The organism is Pseudomonas sp. B21-015, assembly GCF_024749285.1.
Taxonomy (GTDB): domain Bacteria; phylum Pseudomonadota; class Gammaproteobacteria; order Pseudomonadales; family Pseudomonadaceae; genus Aquipseudomonas.
The window spans coordinates 6,028,168-6,042,789 of sequence record NZ_CP087196.1; the positions used below are offsets into that span (position 1 = coordinate 6,028,168).

Below are 14,622 nucleotides of genomic sequence, written 5' to 3' on the forward strand. Positions count from 1 at the left end.
ATGCAGACACCTCGATCCTTCAGATGCACGCCATCATGCATAACCCCTGCGCCGTAATCCCGGTCTACAACCACGAAACCGCCATCACCGCCGTGGTCGATGCGCTGCTTGCCAGCGGCCTGCCGTGCATTCTGGTGGACGATGCCAGCAGCCCGGCCTGCGCCAAGGTGCTTGACCAACTGGCGCAGCGCGACAGGGTTTACCTGATCAGGCTCACCATCAATCAAGGCAAGGGCGGCGCGGTGATGACCGGTCTGCGGGAGGCCTCGCGCCTGGGCTTCAGCCACGCCTTGCAGGTGGACGCCGACGGCCAGCATGACTTGCAAGACGTCAAAGTCTTCATCGAGCATTCGCGTGCCCATCCCGAGGCGGTGATTTGCGGTTATCCGCAATACGACACCAGCGTGCCGAAGGGCCGTTTGTACGCCCGCTACCTGACTCACGTCATGGTCTGGATCAACACCCTGTCGCTGCAGATTCGCGACTCGATGTGCGGTTTCCGTGTCTATCCATTACCGCCAACCCTGGCACTGATCGACTCGGCCAGGATCGGCAAGCGCATGGACTTCGACTCCGACATCCTGGTGCGCCTGGCCTGGCGCAATCAGCCGATGCAGTGGCTGAAAACCAGGGTTCATTACCCTTTGGATGGCGTCTCGCATTTCCGCCTGTTCCACGACAATGTTCTGATTTCGGGCATGCACACACGGCTGTTCTTCGGCATGTTGCTGCGGGCACCGGTAATCCTCTGGCGACGGTGGCGAGCATGAGCGACAACACAGACAAACAGCACTGGGCCGACCGCCAGGAGCGTGGCAGTTTCTGGCTGATGAAGTTCACCGCGCTCTGTGCAAAAGTCTTGGGCCGCCGACTGTTGAGCCCACTGCTGTACGGCATCGTGCTGTACTTTTTCCTGTTCGGGCGCAGTGCTCGCCAAAGCGCCTGGCAATACCAGCAGCGGCTCGCCGACTGGAGCGGTCGCAACGAATTGCGCCCGACCCATTGGCGGGTGTTCGGCCAGTTCATGGCCTTCGCCGACTCCATGCTCGACAAGCTCGATGTGTGGAACGGCAAACTGAGCATCGAGCAGATCGAGATCATCGACCCGGCGCTGCTGCGCAACCAACTGCGCGGCACACGCGGGCAAATGCTGGTGGGCGCGCACCTGGGCAACCTCGAGGTCTGCCGGGCGCTGGCCGAGATCGGCGAGAAAGTCACCATGAACGTGCTGGTGCACACCAAGCACGCAGAGCAGTTCAACCGTTTGCTGGGCGAAGCCGGGGCGACCAATCTGCGGCTGATTCAGGTCAGCGAGCTGGGCCCGGTGATCATGCTGCAACTGCATGAACGCCTGGAACGCGGCGAATGGCTGGCGATTGCCGGCGACCGTGTGCCGCTGCATGGCGGGCGCAGCGTGACGGTGGACTTTCTCGGTCATCAGGCTGCGTTCCCCCAAGGCCCGTGGTTACTGGCAGGCCTGCTGAAATGCCCGGTCAATCTGCTGCTGTGCCTGAAAAAACCCACGGGCGACTATCGACTGACCCTCGAACCGTTCACCGAGGCGGTGGTGTGGAAACGCAGCGAGCGCGAACAGGTCATTCACCAGTGGGCCTCCCGCTACGCCGAACGCCTGGGTCACTATTGCCTCGAAGCGCCCCAACAATGGTTCAACTTTTACCCTTTCTGGAAGACCGATGACGACGCCAACGCTTGAGCCGGTAACCTTCGGCGAACTCCCTTTGCGCATCGAAGACGTGCTGGCCCTGGCCAACCGTCAGGTGCCGACGCAGCTGCAAGGCGACCCCGAGTTTCGCCAGCGCATTGCCAAGGGTCCGCAGTTCCTTGACTCCCTGCTGGACAAGGAAGGCGTGATCTATGGCGTGACCACCGGTTATGGCGATTCCTGCGTGGTGGCCGTACCGCTGCATCACGTTGAAGCCCTGCCCCGCCATTTGTATACGTTCCACGGCTGCGGCCTGGGCAAACTGCTCGACGCCCAAGCCACCCGCGCAGTGCTGGCGGCGCGTTTGCAGTCGCTGTGCCACGGCGTGTCCGGGGTTCGCGTGGAGCTGCTGGAGCGCCTGCAAGCGTTCCTCGAGCACGACATCCTGCCGCTGATTCCGGAAGAGGGTTCAGTGGGCGCCAGCGGTGATCTGACGCCGCTGTCCTACGTCGCCGCGACCTTGTCCGGCGAACGTGAAGTGATGTTCCGCGGTGAGCGCCGACAAGCCGCCGATGTGCACCGCGAACTGGGTTGGCAACCGCTGGTGCTGCGCCCCAAAGAAGCCTTGGCGCTGATGAACGGCACCGCCGTCATGACTGGCCTCGCCTGCCTGGCTTACGCCCGCGCCGATTACCTGCTGCAACTGGCCACGCGCATCACCGCGCTGAACGTGGTCGCTTTGCAGGGCAACCCGGAGCACTTCGACGAGCGCCTGTTCGCCGCCAAACCCCATCCAGGGCAGATGCAAGTCGCTGCGTGGTTGCGCAAGGATCTGGCGATCGATGCGCCGACCGCGCCGCTGCATCGCCTGCAAGACCGTTACTCTCTGCGTTGCGCGCCGCACGTGCTCGGTGTATTGGCCGACAGCCTGAACTGGCTGCGTTCGTTCATCGAGATCGAGCTCAACAGTGCCAACGACAACCCGATCATCGACGCCGAAGCCGAACGCGTGCTGCATGGCGGGCACTTCTACGGCGGCCACATCGCGTTCGCCATGGACAGCCTGAAAAACCTGGTGGCGAACGTAGCCGACCTGCTCGACCGTCAGCTCGCACTGCTGGTGGACGAGCGTTACAACCATGGCTTGCCGAGCAACCTGTCCGGCGCCAGCGCCGACCGCGCGATGCTCAACCACGGCTTCAAGGCAGTGCAGATCGGCACCAGCGCCTGGACCGCCGAAGCCCTGAAAAACACCATGCCGGCCAGTGTCTTCTCGCGCTCCACCGAGTGCCATAACCAGGACAAAGTCAGCATGGGCACCATCGCCGCCCGCGACGCCATCCGCGTGCTGGAGCTGACCGAACAGGTCGCCGCCGCCACGCTGCTGGCCGCCAACCAAGGCGTCTGGCTACGCGGCCAGGCCGAAGACGCCCGGCCACTGCCACCGGCCTTGGCCACGATGCACGAAGAATTGGCCAAGGACTTCCCGCCGGTCATCGAAGACCGTGCCCTGGAAGGCGAATTGCGCCTGTGCCTGCAACGCATCGCCGAGCAACACTGGAGGCTGCATGCGTAGCAAGGGAGTGCTTCACACCGATACGGAAATCCTCGTCCCGTTCTTTGACGTCGACACCATGAACGTGGTCTGGCACGGCCATTACGTCAAATACCTGGAAGTCGCCCGCTGTGCGCTGCTGGACAGGATCGGCCACAACTACGACGCCATGGTGGCGTCGGGTTACGCCTGGCCGGTGATCGACTTGCAACTGCGCTATGTGCGCGGCGCCGTGTTCGGCCAGAAGCTGAATGTGCGCGCCAGCCTGGTGGAATGGGAGAATCGCCTGAAGATCAATTACCTGATCAGCGACCTTGCAACCGGCGAACGTCTGACCCGCGCTGTTTCAGTGCAGGTCGCCGTCGATATGAGCAGCCGCGAAATGCAGTTGGCCTCGCCGAAGGTGTTCACCGATGCGGTTGAAAGGATGCTGCCATGAATTCGCTGTTCAAATGCCTCGGCGCTTTAGCGTTGCTCGGGATTTCATCATTGGCGCAGGCTTTCGATCTACAGCAACTCAGCGATCAACTGGCCAAACCCGATGTGATCCACGGCAGCTTCATCCAGGAAAAACACCTGCGCGCCCTGCCCCAGCCGCTGACCAGCAAGGGCACCTTCGTTTTGGCGAAGAATCACGGCCTGCTCTGGCTGCTGAAAACGCCACTGCAACAGGACTACCGCATCAGCGACAAGGGCATTGCCCGGCGTGATGCCAACGGTTGGCAAATGCTGCCGAACAAGAGTGCCGGCTCCGAACAGAACCGTTTGTTCCTCGCGGTGCTGCAAGGCGACAGCAGTGGCCTGCAACGGGATTTCGAACTGTCGCTGAGCGGCGATGCACAGAACTGGAAGCTGACCCTGACCCCGCGCTCGATGCTGCTCAAGCAGGTGTTCAACCAGATCAACATTGACGGCGGCGAACTGGTGCACAGCATCGAGCTGCTCGAAACCCAGGGTGACCGAACCTTGTTGCGCATGCAGGACAGCACCAGCGCCCAGCCTTTGAGCGATGCGGAGCAACATGACTTTGCCGAGTGAACGGATGCTGCCGCGGCTGTTTCTGATCCTGCTGCTGGCAGTGCTTGCGCTCGCCGGTTGGCAGTGGCGCGACGGCACTCCGCTGTCGGCCAACCTGATGGAGCTGGTGCCAGGCACCGCTCCGGACGCGCTGGAGCTGCGCGCCGAGCAACGCATGCAAGAACCGCTGAACCGGGAAATGCTGGTGCTGGTCGGCCATAAAGACCGCCAGCAAGCCATCGCCATGGCACAAAAACTGGGTGAGCAGTGGCAGGCCAGCGGCGTGTTCGAAAAGGTCCAGTGGAACTTGCAGGCTGATTTGCCCGCACTGCGCACGCAATTGCTGCAAGGCCGACTGGCGATGTTGTCGGCGGCCGACCGCCAGCAACTCATCGAGCACCCCGACGCCTTCATCCAGCAACGGGTGCAAGCCCTGTTCGACCCGTTCACCGGGTTCAGCCTGGTGCCGAGCCAGGACGATTGGCTCGGCCTGACCGGGCGCATCCAGAACAGCCAGCCCCAGCACGGTTCGGTGCAACTGGACATCGGCAGCGGCGCGCTGGTGGCCGATGCCGACGGCAAGAGTTGGGTGATGCTGCGGGCGCGAACCGTCGGCAACGCGTTCGACATGAACCTGCCGCTGCAAGTGGCCGACCTGCTCCAGCACAGTCGCGAAGAAGCTGCCCAGGCCGATGTGCAACTGCTTGCCGCCAGCGGCCTGCTGTATGCCGCCAGCGGTCAACGGCAAGCCGCGCGGGAGATGACCTGGGTCGGTGGCGGCGCCACGCTCGGGATTCTGTTGCTGCTGTTGTTGGCCTTCCGCCGTTGGCGGGTATTGCTGGCATTCGTCCCGGTGCTGGTGGGCATGCTGTTCGGCGCGGTGGCCTGCGTGGCGCTGTTCGGTCACATGCATGTGATGACACTGGTGCTGGGCTCCAGCCTGATCGGCGTAGCAGTGGATTACCCGCTGCATTACCTGTCCAAAAGCTGGAGCCTGAAACCCTGGCACAGCTGGCCGGCGTTGCGCCTGACCCTGCCGGGGCTGACGCTGAGCCTGATCACCAGTTGCATCGGCTACCTGGCCTTGGCCTGGACGCCGTTCCCGGCCCTGACCCAAATTGCCGTGTTCTCCGCCGCCGGCCTGCTGGGCGCCTATCTGTCGGCCGTGTGCCTGCTGCCAGCGCTGCTCAAGGGCGCGCAACTGCGTCCGGCGCAATGGCCGATGCGCATCGCCGAGTCTTTGCTGGCGCTGCGTGAATCGCTGCTCAAATACGTACGCACGCCAGTGCTGCTGGCGCTGCTGATCGCCTTCTGTGTCGGCGGTCTGTTGCAGCTGCAGACCAAAAACGACATTCGCCAATGGGTCGGCGCCCCCCAGCATCTGACGGACGAAGCCCAGACCATCGCACGCATCACCGGCTATCAACCCACCAGCCAGTTCTTCCTGGTGCGCGCGGCCAATCAGCAGGAGTTGCTTGAACGCCAGACGGCACTGAGCGAGCGTCTGGATCAGTTGGTCAATCTGGAAAAACTCCAGGGCTACCTGTCGCTCAACCAGTTGGTCAGTCAGCCGAGCGAACAGCACAAAGTGCGTGATGCACTGGGCAAGCTGCCGCAATTCTGGCAACCGTTGCTCGACCTTGGCGTACCTGCTGACGCCCTGCAAGCCGAGTTGGTGAAGTTACAGGCGCTGCCCACCGAAGACATCGACGCGGCAATGGTCGGCCCATTGGCCGAACCCTACCGCGCCCTGTGGCTGGGGCCGACCGATGACGGCGTGGCCGCGATGGTCAGCCTGCAAGGCTTGAACAATCCCGCGCTGTTGCGGGTCCAGGCGCTGGACTTGCCGGGCGTGGAACTGGTGGACCGCCTCGGCGATTTGAACAAGGTATTCGCCGCGACCCAAATCAGTGCCGCTGAATTGAAACTCGCCTCCTGCGTGCTGATCGTGCTGGTGCTGATCCTGCCATTCGGTTTCGGTGGCGCGTTGCGAATCGTCTCCTTGCCGCTGCTGGCGGCCCTGTGCAGCCTGGCAAGCCTCGGCTGGCTCGGTCAGCCGCTGACGCTGTTCAGCCTGTTCGGCTTGCTGCTGGTGACGGCCATCAGCGTCGACTACGCGATCCTCATGCGCGAACAGATCGGCGGTGCCGCCGCGAGCCTGCTGGGTACCCTGCTGGCAGCGGTGACCACGTGGTTGTCGTTCGGCCTGCTGGCAGTGTCCAGCACGCCGGCGGTGAGCAACTTCGGCCTGTCGGTGAGCCTCGGCCTGGCGTACAGCTTCATCCTGGCGCCGTGGGCCGGTCGACAAGCCCACGCCGCCCCGGTCGCGGAGCCGGCAGCGTGATGGTCGCGATGTTCTGGGTGATGGCCCTGGTGTTGTTCGCCGTGGCCACCCGTGTCGGCCGTCATTTCGGTCTGATTCCGATCGTCAGCCAGTTGCTGCTGGCGACCTTCGGCCTGCCGCTGCTGATGTACTTCTGGATCGAACCGGGCTGGCACCTCAGCGGTGCCGAACTGATCTCACCGAGCTGGCTGAAAAACCTCTACAGCCTGAGCTTTGCCTTGCTGCTGGGGCACATCCTCAGCGACGTGATCGACCTGCGGCTGGATCGCCAGAGCCTGAAAATCGCCCTGCCGAGCTTCTGCATTCCATTTGCCTGCGGGCTGGTGACAGCGATCTGGCTGTTGCCGCCGCAGCCGTGGATCAGCTCGCTGGCGGTCGGCCTGCTGTTCGCCATCACCGCGATTCCGGTGTTGTATCTGTACCTGCGCCACATCGACTACCCGCCCGCAGCCACCCGGCGCCTGGTGCAGACCGCGATCCTGATCGATCTGACCTGCTGGACCCTGTTCGCTTTCGCCCAGGGCAGCCTGCACCTGAGCAGCCTTTTGCTGCCGCTGGCAGGCGCCTGCCTGCCGTTGTTGCTGCGACTGCTCGGCTTGCGTCAGCCGTTGCTGCACAGCGGCGGCTTCTTCGCGCTGTTGGTGGTCGCCGAACACTTCAAACTCAATGCGCTGATTTTCGGTATCGGGTACCTGCTGTGCATGGCTGCGCTCAAGGTGCCGCTGGTGCTGCCTTTGCCGGCGGCCTGGATGAACCGTTTGCAGACCTGGATCGCCATCCCGCTGATCCTCACGTTCGGCATCGTGCAGATCAACGTGCACAGCGCCATCAACAGTCTCGGATGGGTGCAATTGGCCGCGCTCCTGCTGTTGCCGATTGCCAGCAAACTGTTGGGCAACTGGCTGGGCCTCGGCTGGGCTGGTGCCTCGTTTGAAGGTGCCAGCCGCTGGCGGGAAAGCCTTTTACTGAATATTCGCGGCTTGAGCGAGATCGTCTTTCTCAACCTGCTGCTGCAACAACAGCTCATCAGCCCGGCGCTGTACTTCGCGCTGATGCTGATGGGCCTGATCGCAACCCTGCTGCCGGCATTGGCCGGCATGCACCGCATCCCTTTGAATATCGCCGCCCCGGCAAGGAGCTCCCGTGCCAACAGTTGAAATGGAACGTCGTCAGGTGGTGGTAATCGGTGCCGGCCCCTCGGGCGCCATCGCCGCCGCGCTGCTCAAGCGTAAAGGTCACGATGTGCTGATGATCGAGCGCCAGCATTTCCCACGGTTTTCCATCGGTGAAAGCCTGCTGTCCCACTGCCTGGATTTCGTCGAAGAAGCCGGCATGCTCGAAGCGGTGAACGCCGCCGGTTTCCAGCGCAAGAACGGTGCGGCATTCGCCTGGGGCGATCAGTACAGCGCCTTCGATTTCGGCGACACGTTCAGCAACGGCAAGCCGACGACGTTCCAGGTCCAGCGCGCCGATTTCGACAAGCTGCTGGCCGATCAGGCTGAACTGCAAGGTGTCGACGTCCGTTATGGCGAAGCCATCGTCAGCGTCGACTTCACCCTGCCAAAGCCGCAGCTCGATGTGCTTCGCGAAGACGGCAGCCAATACCGCGTCGAGGCCGATTTCGTGCTCGATGCCAGCGGCTACGGTCGTGTGCTGCCGCGCTTGCTGGACCTTGAGGCACCGTCGAACTTTCCGGTGCGCCAAGCCGTGTTCACCCACGTCGAAGACCGTATCGACAGCCCGGCTTTCGAGCGGGAAAAAATCCTCATCACTACCCATCCGACCCAGCGTGACATCTGGTTCTGGACCATCCCGTTCAGCAATGGCCGTTGCTCGGTGGGCGTGGTGGCGGCCGCCGAACACTTCGAAGGCCGCACCGAGAATCTGGACGACTGCCTGCGCGGATTCATCGCTGAAACCCCAAGCCTGGCCGGTGTGCTGAACAACGCTGTGTGGGATACGCCCGCGCGGACCATCGGCGGCTACTCGGCCAACGTCAAAACCCTGCACGGTCCCGGTTTCGCCCTGCTGGGCAATGCGGCGGAATTTCTCGACCCGGTGTTTTCCTCCGGCGTGACCATCGCCATGCGTTCGGCAAGCATGGCCGCCGGGGTGCTGCACCGCCAACTGCAAGGTGAAAGCGTCGACTGGCAGACCGAGTTCGCCGAACCGCTCAAGCGTGGCGTCGACACCTTCCGCTGCTACGTCGAAGGCTGGTATGCCGGGACCTTTCAGGATGTGATTTTCTATCAGGGCGGCACAGCAGACATCCGCCGCATGATCAGCTCGATCCTCGCGGGTTACGCCTGGGATCAACGCAACCCGTTTGTCAGCGAGCCCAAACGTCGCCTGCGGATGATCTCGGACCATTGCGCAAGGGATGCGACATGAGTTATTTGAGCGATAACTACGTCGAAGAAACCCGTTTCGGTTTCTGGTTCCTGCGCAGCCACACCTGGCAGCACCATGTATTACGAGTGGCGATCAATGATTTGCGCGGCCTGTTCAGCGCGCCATTGCCCGACAATCCGGTATTGCTGGATGCCGGCTGCGGCCAGGGCAAGTCGTTTCAGTACCTGCGTCAGACCTTCGCGCCCAAGCGCCTGATCGGCCTGGATGCCGATCCTCACAGCCTTAACCTGAGCGGCGAAGAAGCGGCCCGCCAACGCATGGATGTGGAGCTGATCGGCAGTGACTGCGCCAGCATCAAAGTACCGGACGCCAGCGTCGATCTGCTGTTCTGTCACCAGACCTTCCATCATCTTGTCGAGCAGGATCAGGCCCTGGCCGAGTTCTATCGGGTGCTCAAGCCGGGCGGCTATTTGCTGTTCGCCGAGTCCACCGAGGCATACATTGATACGTGGGTGATTCGCTGGCTGTTCCGCCACCCGATGCACGTGCAGAAGAGCGCCGCCGGCTATCTGGAGATGATTCGTCGGCAGGGTTTCGAGTTCGGCCCGCAGAACGTGTCTTACCCTTACTTGTGGTGGAGTCGCGCCAAGGATTTCGGCCTGCTCGAACGCTTCGGCCTGCGCCAGCCAAAACCCTTTGGCCAACGGGAAGAGACCCTGGTCAATGTGGTCGCGCGCAAGCCCCTTGAAGGTAGTGCCTGATGATTCGTTTCCTGCTTCTGGGTTGTGCCCTGTTGCTGAGCGCCTGCGCCAGCCAGGCACCGCTGCCCGAGCGAACCCCGCACCTGGCATTGCCGCTGCAACTGCACATCGAACGGCAGATGGCCGAGCAACGTCAGGACTGGCTGCTGGTGATCCAGCGTGAAGGCCCTGGTATTCGCTGGTCGATGATGGACCCTTTGGGGATTCCCGTGGCACGGCAGAAACTGATCGATGGCCAGTGGCAGGCTGACGGCTTGCTACCGCCCAATCCGGAAGCCCGGGAACTGTTCGCCGCCTTGTTGTTTGCGCTGACCCCTGCAGGCGAGTTGCACGGCAACTATCCCGCCGCCCGCCAGCATGACGGGCAACGGTCCTTGTCACCACGCTGGAACATCCGTTATTCACCACCCGGCTTGTCACAACCACTGAGCTTTGAATTGAACGTGTCCCAAGGCCCACACTACCGCATCACTCCGTTAGGCGAGAACACGCCATGACCGCTTACCTGAACGCCCTCGGGGTGATCTGCGCCCTCGGCCGTGACAAGCAGGAAGTCGCCCGCAACCTGTTTGCCGGCGATTGCTCGGGCATGCGCAGCGAGGCCGGCTGGGTGGCGGAGCGCTCGTTGCCAGTGGCGGCGGTGCGTGGTGAGCTGGCGCCGATTCCAGCTGAGCTGGCTCGTCAAGGCAGTCGCAATAATCAATTGCTGCTGGAGGCCGCGCTGCAAATTCGCCAAGACATCGAACAGGCGATCCAGACCTACGGCCGCGACCGTATCGGCGTCATTCTGGGCACCAGCACCTCGGGCATCGACGAGGCCAGCCGCGGCCTGGCCCATTACATCCGTGAGCATCAGTTCCCCGCCGATTATGACTATCAGCAGCAAGAGCTCGGAGCACCGGCGACGTTTCTCGCCGACTGGCTGCAATTGAGCGGCCCGACTTATGTGATTTCCACTGCCTGCACCTCCAGCGCCCGCGCGCTGATGAGCGCCCAACGCTTGCTCGACCTGGGTATGTGCGACGCCGTGTTGTGTGGTGGCGTCGACAGCTTGTGCAAGCTGACCCTCAACGGCTTCTCGGCCCTGGAAGCGGTATCCGAACAGCGCTGCAACCCGTTTTCGGCGAACCGCAACGGCATCAATATCGGCGAAGCCGCCGTGTTGTTCCTGATGAGCAAAACCGCCGACAGCAGCCAACCGATTGCCCTGCTCGGCAGTGGCGCCAGCTCCGATGCGTACCATATTTCCGCGCCGGAACCGACCGGCCGTGGTGCCCTGCAAGCGATGCGCAAAGCCTTGAGCCGCGCGGGCCTGCAATCACAGCAGATCGACTACCTGAACCTGCACGGCACCGCCACCCAACACAACGACGCCATGGAAAGCCTGGCCGTGACGACGCTGTTCCCGCAAGGCGTGCCCTGCTCGTCGACCAAACCGATGACCGGCCACACCCTCGGTGCCGCCGGCGCCCTGGAAGCGGCGTTCTGCTGGTTGAGCCTGAGCGCGGATAACCGCGAGCATGCCTTGCCGCCCCACGTCTGGGACGGTCAGCCCGACACCGAATTGCCAGCCTTGCATTGGGTGACCCCGTCCGACCACCTGACGTCCATTGCACCTCGCTACCTGATGAGCAATTCCTTTGCCTTCGGTGGCAATAACGTCAGCCTGATTATCGGAGACGCCCCATGATTGCCTGGCCGCTCGCCGAACTGCTGCCCCATGCCGGCGACATGATCCTCATCGAGCAGATCCTGTCGTTCGATGACGAGCAGATTCACACCCGACTCACCGTCAAACCCGGCGGCCTGTTCAATCGCCCCGACGGCAGCCTGCCGGCCTGGGTCGGCATCGAGCTGATGGCCCAGAGCGTCGCCGCTTACGCTGGCTGCCATGCGCGCCAGAAAGGTAATGCGGTGGAACTGGGTTTCCTGCTCGGCACCCGTAAATTCGAATGCAACGTGGAACACTTCCCCGCCGGCACCGAGCTGACCATCCACGGGATACGCTCACTGGAAGACGACAACGGCATGGGTGTGTTCGAATGCCACATCACCGCCCCCGGCATCCACGCCACCGCCCGGCTGAACGTGTTCCGCCCGCCTCAAGCCGCTCAATATCTTCACGAACCCCAAGGAGTCGAGTGATGACTGAATCCGTACTGGTCACCGGCTCCAGCCGTGGTATCGGCCGCGCCATCGCGTTGCGTCTGGCCCGGGCCGGGCATGACATCGTGCTGCACTGCCGCAGCGGCCTGGCGGACGCCGAAGCGGTTAAAGCCGAAGTCGAGGCCCTGGGGCGTAACGCGCGCATCCTGCAATTCGACGTCAGCGACCGAGCGGGTTGCAAGGCTATCCTCGAAGCCGATGTCGAAGCCCATGGTGCTTATTACGGCGTGGTACTCAACGCCGGCCTGACCCGCGACGGTGCTTTTCCGGCCCTGAGCGAGGAGGATTGGGATGTGGTGATGCGCACCAATCTCGACGGTTTCTACAACGTGCTGCACCCGGTGATGATGCCGATGATTCGTCGTCGCGCCGCCGGGCGGATTGTCTGCATTACTTCGGTATCCGGGCTGATCGGCAATCGCGGGCAGGTCAATTACAGTGCGTCCAAGGCCGGTTTGATCGGCGCGGCCAAGGCATTGGCGATTGAACTGGGCAAGCGCAAAATCACTGTTAACTGTGTCGCACCCGGCCTGATCGACACGGCGATGCTCGATGAAAACGTGCCGGTGGAAGAATTGATGAAAATGATCCCCGCACAACGCATGGGCACCCCGGAAGAGGTGGCTGGTGCAGTGAATTTCCTGATGTCGGCGGAAGCGTCGTACATCACCCGGCAGGTTCTGGCCGTCAACGGAGGCCTGTGCTGATGAAGCGCGTCGTCGTCACCGGCATGGCCGGCATCACCTCACTGGGCAGCGACTGGGACACCATCGCCGCCAACTTCGCCGCCAACCGCAGCGGCATCCGTCGCATGGACGAGTGGGATCGCTTTACCGAACTCAACACCCGTCTGGCCGGGCCGATCGACGACTTCCAGGTACCCGGCCACTGGACGCGCAAGCAACTGCGCAGCATGGGCCGGGTATCACGGCTGGCTGTGGGCGCGGCGGAACAAGCCCTGGCGGACGCCGGATTGCTGGGCGACGAATCGATCAAGGACGGGCGCATGGGCGTATCCTGCGGCTCATCCACCGGCAGCACCGACGAAATCAAGGCGTTCGGCAACATGCTGCTCAACTCGGTGGCCGAAGGCCTGAACGCCAACTCCTACGTGCGGATGATGCCGCACACCACGGCAGCGAATATCAGCATCTTCTTCGGCCTCACTGGCCGACTGATCCCAACCTCCAGCGCCTGCACCAGCGGCAGCCAGGGCGTCGGTTACGCCTACGAGTCGATCAAGTTCGGCCGCCTGCCACTGATGCTCGCCGGCGGCGCCGAAGAGCTGTGCCCGACCGAAGCCATGGTGTTCGATGCGCTCTACGCCACCAGCCTGAAAAACGATGCCCCGCAGACCAGCCCTCGTCCTTACGACAGCGGCCGCGATGGCCTGGTGATCGGTGAAGGCGGCGGCATGCTGGTGCTCGAAGAACTCGAACACGCCCTGGCACGCGGCGCCCGCATCCACGCCGAGATCGTCGGTTTCGGCAGCAACGCCGACGGTCAGCACGCCACCCGTCCGGAGCAGCTCACCATGCGCCGAGCCATGGAGCTCGCACTGGAAGATGCCGGACTGCAGTCTTCGGCCATCGGCTATGTGAATGGTCATGGCACCGCTACAGAACAGGGCGACATTGCCGAAACACTGGCGACCAGTGCGTTGTTCGGCGAACACATGCCAATCAGTTCGCAAAAGAGTTTCCTCGGTCACACCCTGGGAGCCTGCGGCGCGCTGGAATCCTGGTTCAGTATCGAAATGATGAACCGCGACCAGTACGTGCACACCTTCAACCTCGACGAGGTCGATCCGCAGTGCGGCAAGCTCGATTACCTGCGCGGTGAATTCCGGCAGATGAGCAACCAGTATGTGATGAACAACAATTTCGCTTTTGGTGGGGTCAACACCTCGTTGATTTTCCGCCGCTGGTCGTAATCGAACTACTTAGGGTCAAGGAGACCTCCATGCACTTCAAGAAACTCGCTACCGCCGCCACCCTGCTGATCTGCGCGTTGCCGGGCATCAGCCAGGCACGTGACACGGCGGTGTATCTGCCCTTTGACAAAGCAGTCGCCGAAGCAACCCGTGCCGGCAAAATCGATGGCAGCGTGAAGTTCTACCTGGCCGGCACCACGCCGGCAGGCAACGTCACCGTCCTCAGCGCCGGTGCCGTGACCAACAAGAAAACCAACGCCTTCAACAAGTCTGACGAAGTAGCCTGCGAGTGGGTCGCGCAATCGGCAATCATCAGCCTGCACCAAGCGGCGAAGAACGCCGGCGCCAACGCCGTGACCAACATCGTCAGCTTCTACAAGAAAAATGAGCGCAAAGATGCCAAGACCTATGAGTGCCACGCCGGGGCAATCATGGCGGGCGTTGCGTTGAAAGGGGATTTGGCGAAGGTTCAGTAACGCCTGAAACAGACTAGCCGCGACACACTCAGCCGTTACCGATTGCGTTGATGCCTGGGGGCTGGTGCAGTGCCTTGAACATCAGGATCAAAAGATCGCAGCCTCGTTTCACTCGACAGCTCCTACATCGATCGGCGTAGGAGCTGCCGAAGGCTGCGATCTTTTAAACGCTGATCACATCCCTTCAACCTTACGCGTCAGCAATTCAACAAACGCCCTGGCCATCGGCGACTTCTGATTCTTGCGTTGCATTAATCACACCGCCGACACTTCTGAATCAAGCAGCGGGCTCGCCACATCTGCGTCCTCGGCAAACAAATGAAACATAGAGAAAACGGAGTATGTCATTTCGGAA

Annotated in this window: 15 protein-coding genes and 1 pseudogene; 15 read left to right on the forward strand and 1 reads right to left on the reverse strand. The window is 62.4% G+C overall.

The genetic code is table 11. The annotated features are described in order from the left end of the window. The first annotated feature begins 35 nt into the window (after positions 1 to 35). From LOY38_RS27445 to LOY38_RS27515, 15 genes are read left to right on the forward strand one after another with little or no spacing between them, the layout of a single operon-like run. Positions 36 to 770, forward strand: a complete 735-nt coding sequence (locus LOY38_RS27445; protein ID WP_258700800.1) for a glycosyltransferase family 2 protein — start codon at positions 36 to 38, stop codon at positions 768 to 770. Next, positions 767 to 1,714, forward strand: a complete 948-nt coding sequence (locus tag LOY38_RS27450) for a glycosyl transferase (RefSeq protein WP_258697907.1) — start codon at positions 767 to 769, stop codon at positions 1,712 to 1,714. The genes LOY38_RS27445 and LOY38_RS27450 overlap by 4 nt, the downstream gene beginning before the upstream one ends. Beyond that, positions 1,695 to 3,239 carry a histidine ammonia-lyase gene (hutH, locus tag LOY38_RS27455; protein WP_258697908.1) on the forward strand — a complete coding sequence of 515 codons (1,545 nt, stop codon included), beginning with the start codon at positions 1,695 to 1,697 and terminating at the stop codon, positions 3,237 to 3,239. The genes LOY38_RS27450 and hutH overlap by 20 nt, the downstream gene beginning before the upstream one ends. Next, the gene (locus LOY38_RS27460; RefSeq protein WP_258697909.1) at positions 3,232 to 3,657 is read left to right on the forward strand and encodes a thioesterase family protein; all 426 of its coding nucleotides are present in this window, start codon (positions 3,232 to 3,234) and stop codon (positions 3,655 to 3,657) included. The genes hutH and LOY38_RS27460 overlap by 8 nt, the downstream gene beginning before the upstream one ends. Continuing rightward, a complete protein-coding gene (locus tag LOY38_RS27465; RefSeq protein ID WP_258697910.1) occupies positions 3,654 to 4,256 on the forward strand; it encodes an outer membrane lipoprotein carrier protein LolA in 603 nt (200 codons plus the stop codon). Before LOY38_RS27460 ends, LOY38_RS27465 begins: the two co-directional genes overlap by 4 nt. After that, positions 4,240 to 6,579: an MMPL family transporter gene (locus LOY38_RS27470; protein ID WP_258697911.1), complete on the forward strand. Its 2,340-nt coding sequence runs from the start codon at positions 4,240 to 4,242 to the stop codon at positions 6,577 to 6,579. The genes LOY38_RS27465 and LOY38_RS27470 overlap by 17 nt, the downstream gene beginning before the upstream one ends. After that, positions 6,579 to 7,736 carry a sodium:proton antiporter gene (locus tag LOY38_RS27475; RefSeq protein ID WP_258700801.1) on the forward strand — a complete coding sequence of 386 codons (1,158 nt, stop codon included), beginning with the start codon at positions 6,579 to 6,581 and terminating at the stop codon, positions 7,734 to 7,736. The genes LOY38_RS27470 and LOY38_RS27475 overlap by 1 nt, the downstream gene beginning before the upstream one ends. After that, entirely contained in the window at positions 7,723 to 8,970 is a 1,248-nt protein-coding gene (locus LOY38_RS27480; RefSeq protein ID WP_258697912.1) for an NAD(P)/FAD-dependent oxidoreductase, read from the forward strand. The genes LOY38_RS27475 and LOY38_RS27480 overlap by 14 nt, the downstream gene beginning before the upstream one ends. Continuing rightward, positions 8,967 to 9,692, forward strand: a complete 726-nt coding sequence (locus LOY38_RS27485; protein WP_258697913.1) for a class I SAM-dependent methyltransferase — start codon at positions 8,967 to 8,969, stop codon at positions 9,690 to 9,692. The genes LOY38_RS27480 and LOY38_RS27485 overlap by 4 nt, the downstream gene beginning before the upstream one ends. Next, on the forward strand, positions 9,692 to 10,189 hold the full coding sequence (locus LOY38_RS27490; RefSeq protein WP_258697914.1) for a DUF3261 domain-containing protein: 498 nt from the start codon (positions 9,692 to 9,694) through the stop codon (positions 10,187 to 10,189). The genes LOY38_RS27485 and LOY38_RS27490 overlap by 1 nt, the downstream gene beginning before the upstream one ends. Further along, positions 10,186 to 11,382 (forward strand): beta-ketoacyl-[acyl-carrier-protein] synthase family protein, encoded by a 1,197-nt coding sequence (locus tag LOY38_RS27495; protein ID WP_258697915.1) that lies wholly within the window; start codon positions 10,186 to 10,188, stop codon positions 11,380 to 11,382. The genes LOY38_RS27490 and LOY38_RS27495 overlap by 4 nt, the downstream gene beginning before the upstream one ends. Further along, positions 11,379 to 11,837, forward strand: a complete 459-nt coding sequence (locus LOY38_RS27500) for a hotdog family protein (protein WP_258697916.1) — start codon at positions 11,379 to 11,381, stop codon at positions 11,835 to 11,837. Before LOY38_RS27495 ends, LOY38_RS27500 begins: the two co-directional genes overlap by 4 nt. Continuing rightward, on the forward strand, positions 11,837 to 12,565 hold the full coding sequence (gene fabG, locus LOY38_RS27505) for a 3-oxoacyl-ACP reductase FabG (RefSeq protein WP_258697917.1): 729 nt from the start codon (positions 11,837 to 11,839) through the stop codon (positions 12,563 to 12,565). The genes LOY38_RS27500 and fabG overlap by 1 nt, the downstream gene beginning before the upstream one ends. Then, positions 12,565 to 13,791 (forward strand): beta-ketoacyl-ACP synthase, encoded by a 1,227-nt coding sequence (locus LOY38_RS27510; protein ID WP_258697918.1) that lies wholly within the window; start codon positions 12,565 to 12,567, stop codon positions 13,789 to 13,791. The genes fabG and LOY38_RS27510 overlap by 1 nt, the downstream gene beginning before the upstream one ends. A 29-nt stretch (positions 13,792 to 13,820) precedes the next feature. Further along, positions 13,821 to 14,267 (forward strand): excinuclease, encoded by a 447-nt coding sequence (locus LOY38_RS27515; protein ID WP_258697919.1) that lies wholly within the window; start codon positions 13,821 to 13,823, stop codon positions 14,265 to 14,267. Between the two features lie 174 nt (positions 14,268 to 14,441). Here LOY38_RS27515 and LOY38_RS27520 read toward each other — a convergent pair. Continuing rightward, a pseudogene (locus LOY38_RS27520) lies at positions 14,442 to 14,573 on the reverse strand (LysR family transcriptional regulator); the annotation flags it as partial. Between the last annotated feature and the right edge of the window lie 49 nt (positions 14,574 to 14,622).

What these genes read in the sequence shown, in the direction of transcription:
- LOY38_RS27445 (WP_258700800.1), top strand. Translation starts at nt 36, where the DNA reads ATGCATAACCCCTGCGCCGTAATCCCGGTCTACAACCACGAAACCGCC.
- LOY38_RS27450 (WP_258697907.1), top strand. Translation starts at nt 767, where the DNA reads ATGAGCGACAACACAGACAAACAGCACTGGGCCGACCGCCAGGAGCGT.
- hutH (WP_258697908.1), top strand. Translation starts at nt 1,695, where the DNA reads ATGACGACGCCAACGCTTGAGCCGGTAACCTTCGGCGAACTCCCTTTG.
- LOY38_RS27460 (WP_258697909.1), top strand. Translation starts at nt 3,232, where the DNA reads ATGCGTAGCAAGGGAGTGCTTCACACCGATACGGAAATCCTCGTCCCG.
- LOY38_RS27465 (WP_258697910.1), top strand. Translation starts at nt 3,654, where the DNA reads ATGAATTCGCTGTTCAAATGCCTCGGCGCTTTAGCGTTGCTCGGGATT.
- LOY38_RS27470 (WP_258697911.1), top strand. Translation starts at nt 4,240, where the DNA reads ATGACTTTGCCGAGTGAACGGATGCTGCCGCGGCTGTTTCTGATCCTG.
- LOY38_RS27475 (WP_258700801.1), top strand. Translation starts at nt 6,579, where the DNA reads ATGGTCGCGATGTTCTGGGTGATGGCCCTGGTGTTGTTCGCCGTGGCC.
- LOY38_RS27485 (WP_258697913.1), top strand. Translation starts at nt 8,967, where the DNA reads ATGAGTTATTTGAGCGATAACTACGTCGAAGAAACCCGTTTCGGTTTC.
- LOY38_RS27490 (WP_258697914.1), top strand. Translation starts at nt 9,692, where the DNA reads ATGATTCGTTTCCTGCTTCTGGGTTGTGCCCTGTTGCTGAGCGCCTGC.
- LOY38_RS27495 (WP_258697915.1), top strand. Translation starts at nt 10,186, where the DNA reads ATGACCGCTTACCTGAACGCCCTCGGGGTGATCTGCGCCCTCGGCCGT.
- LOY38_RS27500 (WP_258697916.1), top strand. Translation starts at nt 11,379, where the DNA reads ATGATTGCCTGGCCGCTCGCCGAACTGCTGCCCCATGCCGGCGACATG.
- fabG (WP_258697917.1), top strand. Translation starts at nt 11,837, where the DNA reads ATGACTGAATCCGTACTGGTCACCGGCTCCAGCCGTGGTATCGGCCGC.
- LOY38_RS27510 (WP_258697918.1), top strand. Translation starts at nt 12,565, where the DNA reads ATGAAGCGCGTCGTCGTCACCGGCATGGCCGGCATCACCTCACTGGGC.
- LOY38_RS27515 (WP_258697919.1), top strand. Translation starts at nt 13,821, where the DNA reads ATGCACTTCAAGAAACTCGCTACCGCCGCCACCCTGCTGATCTGCGCG.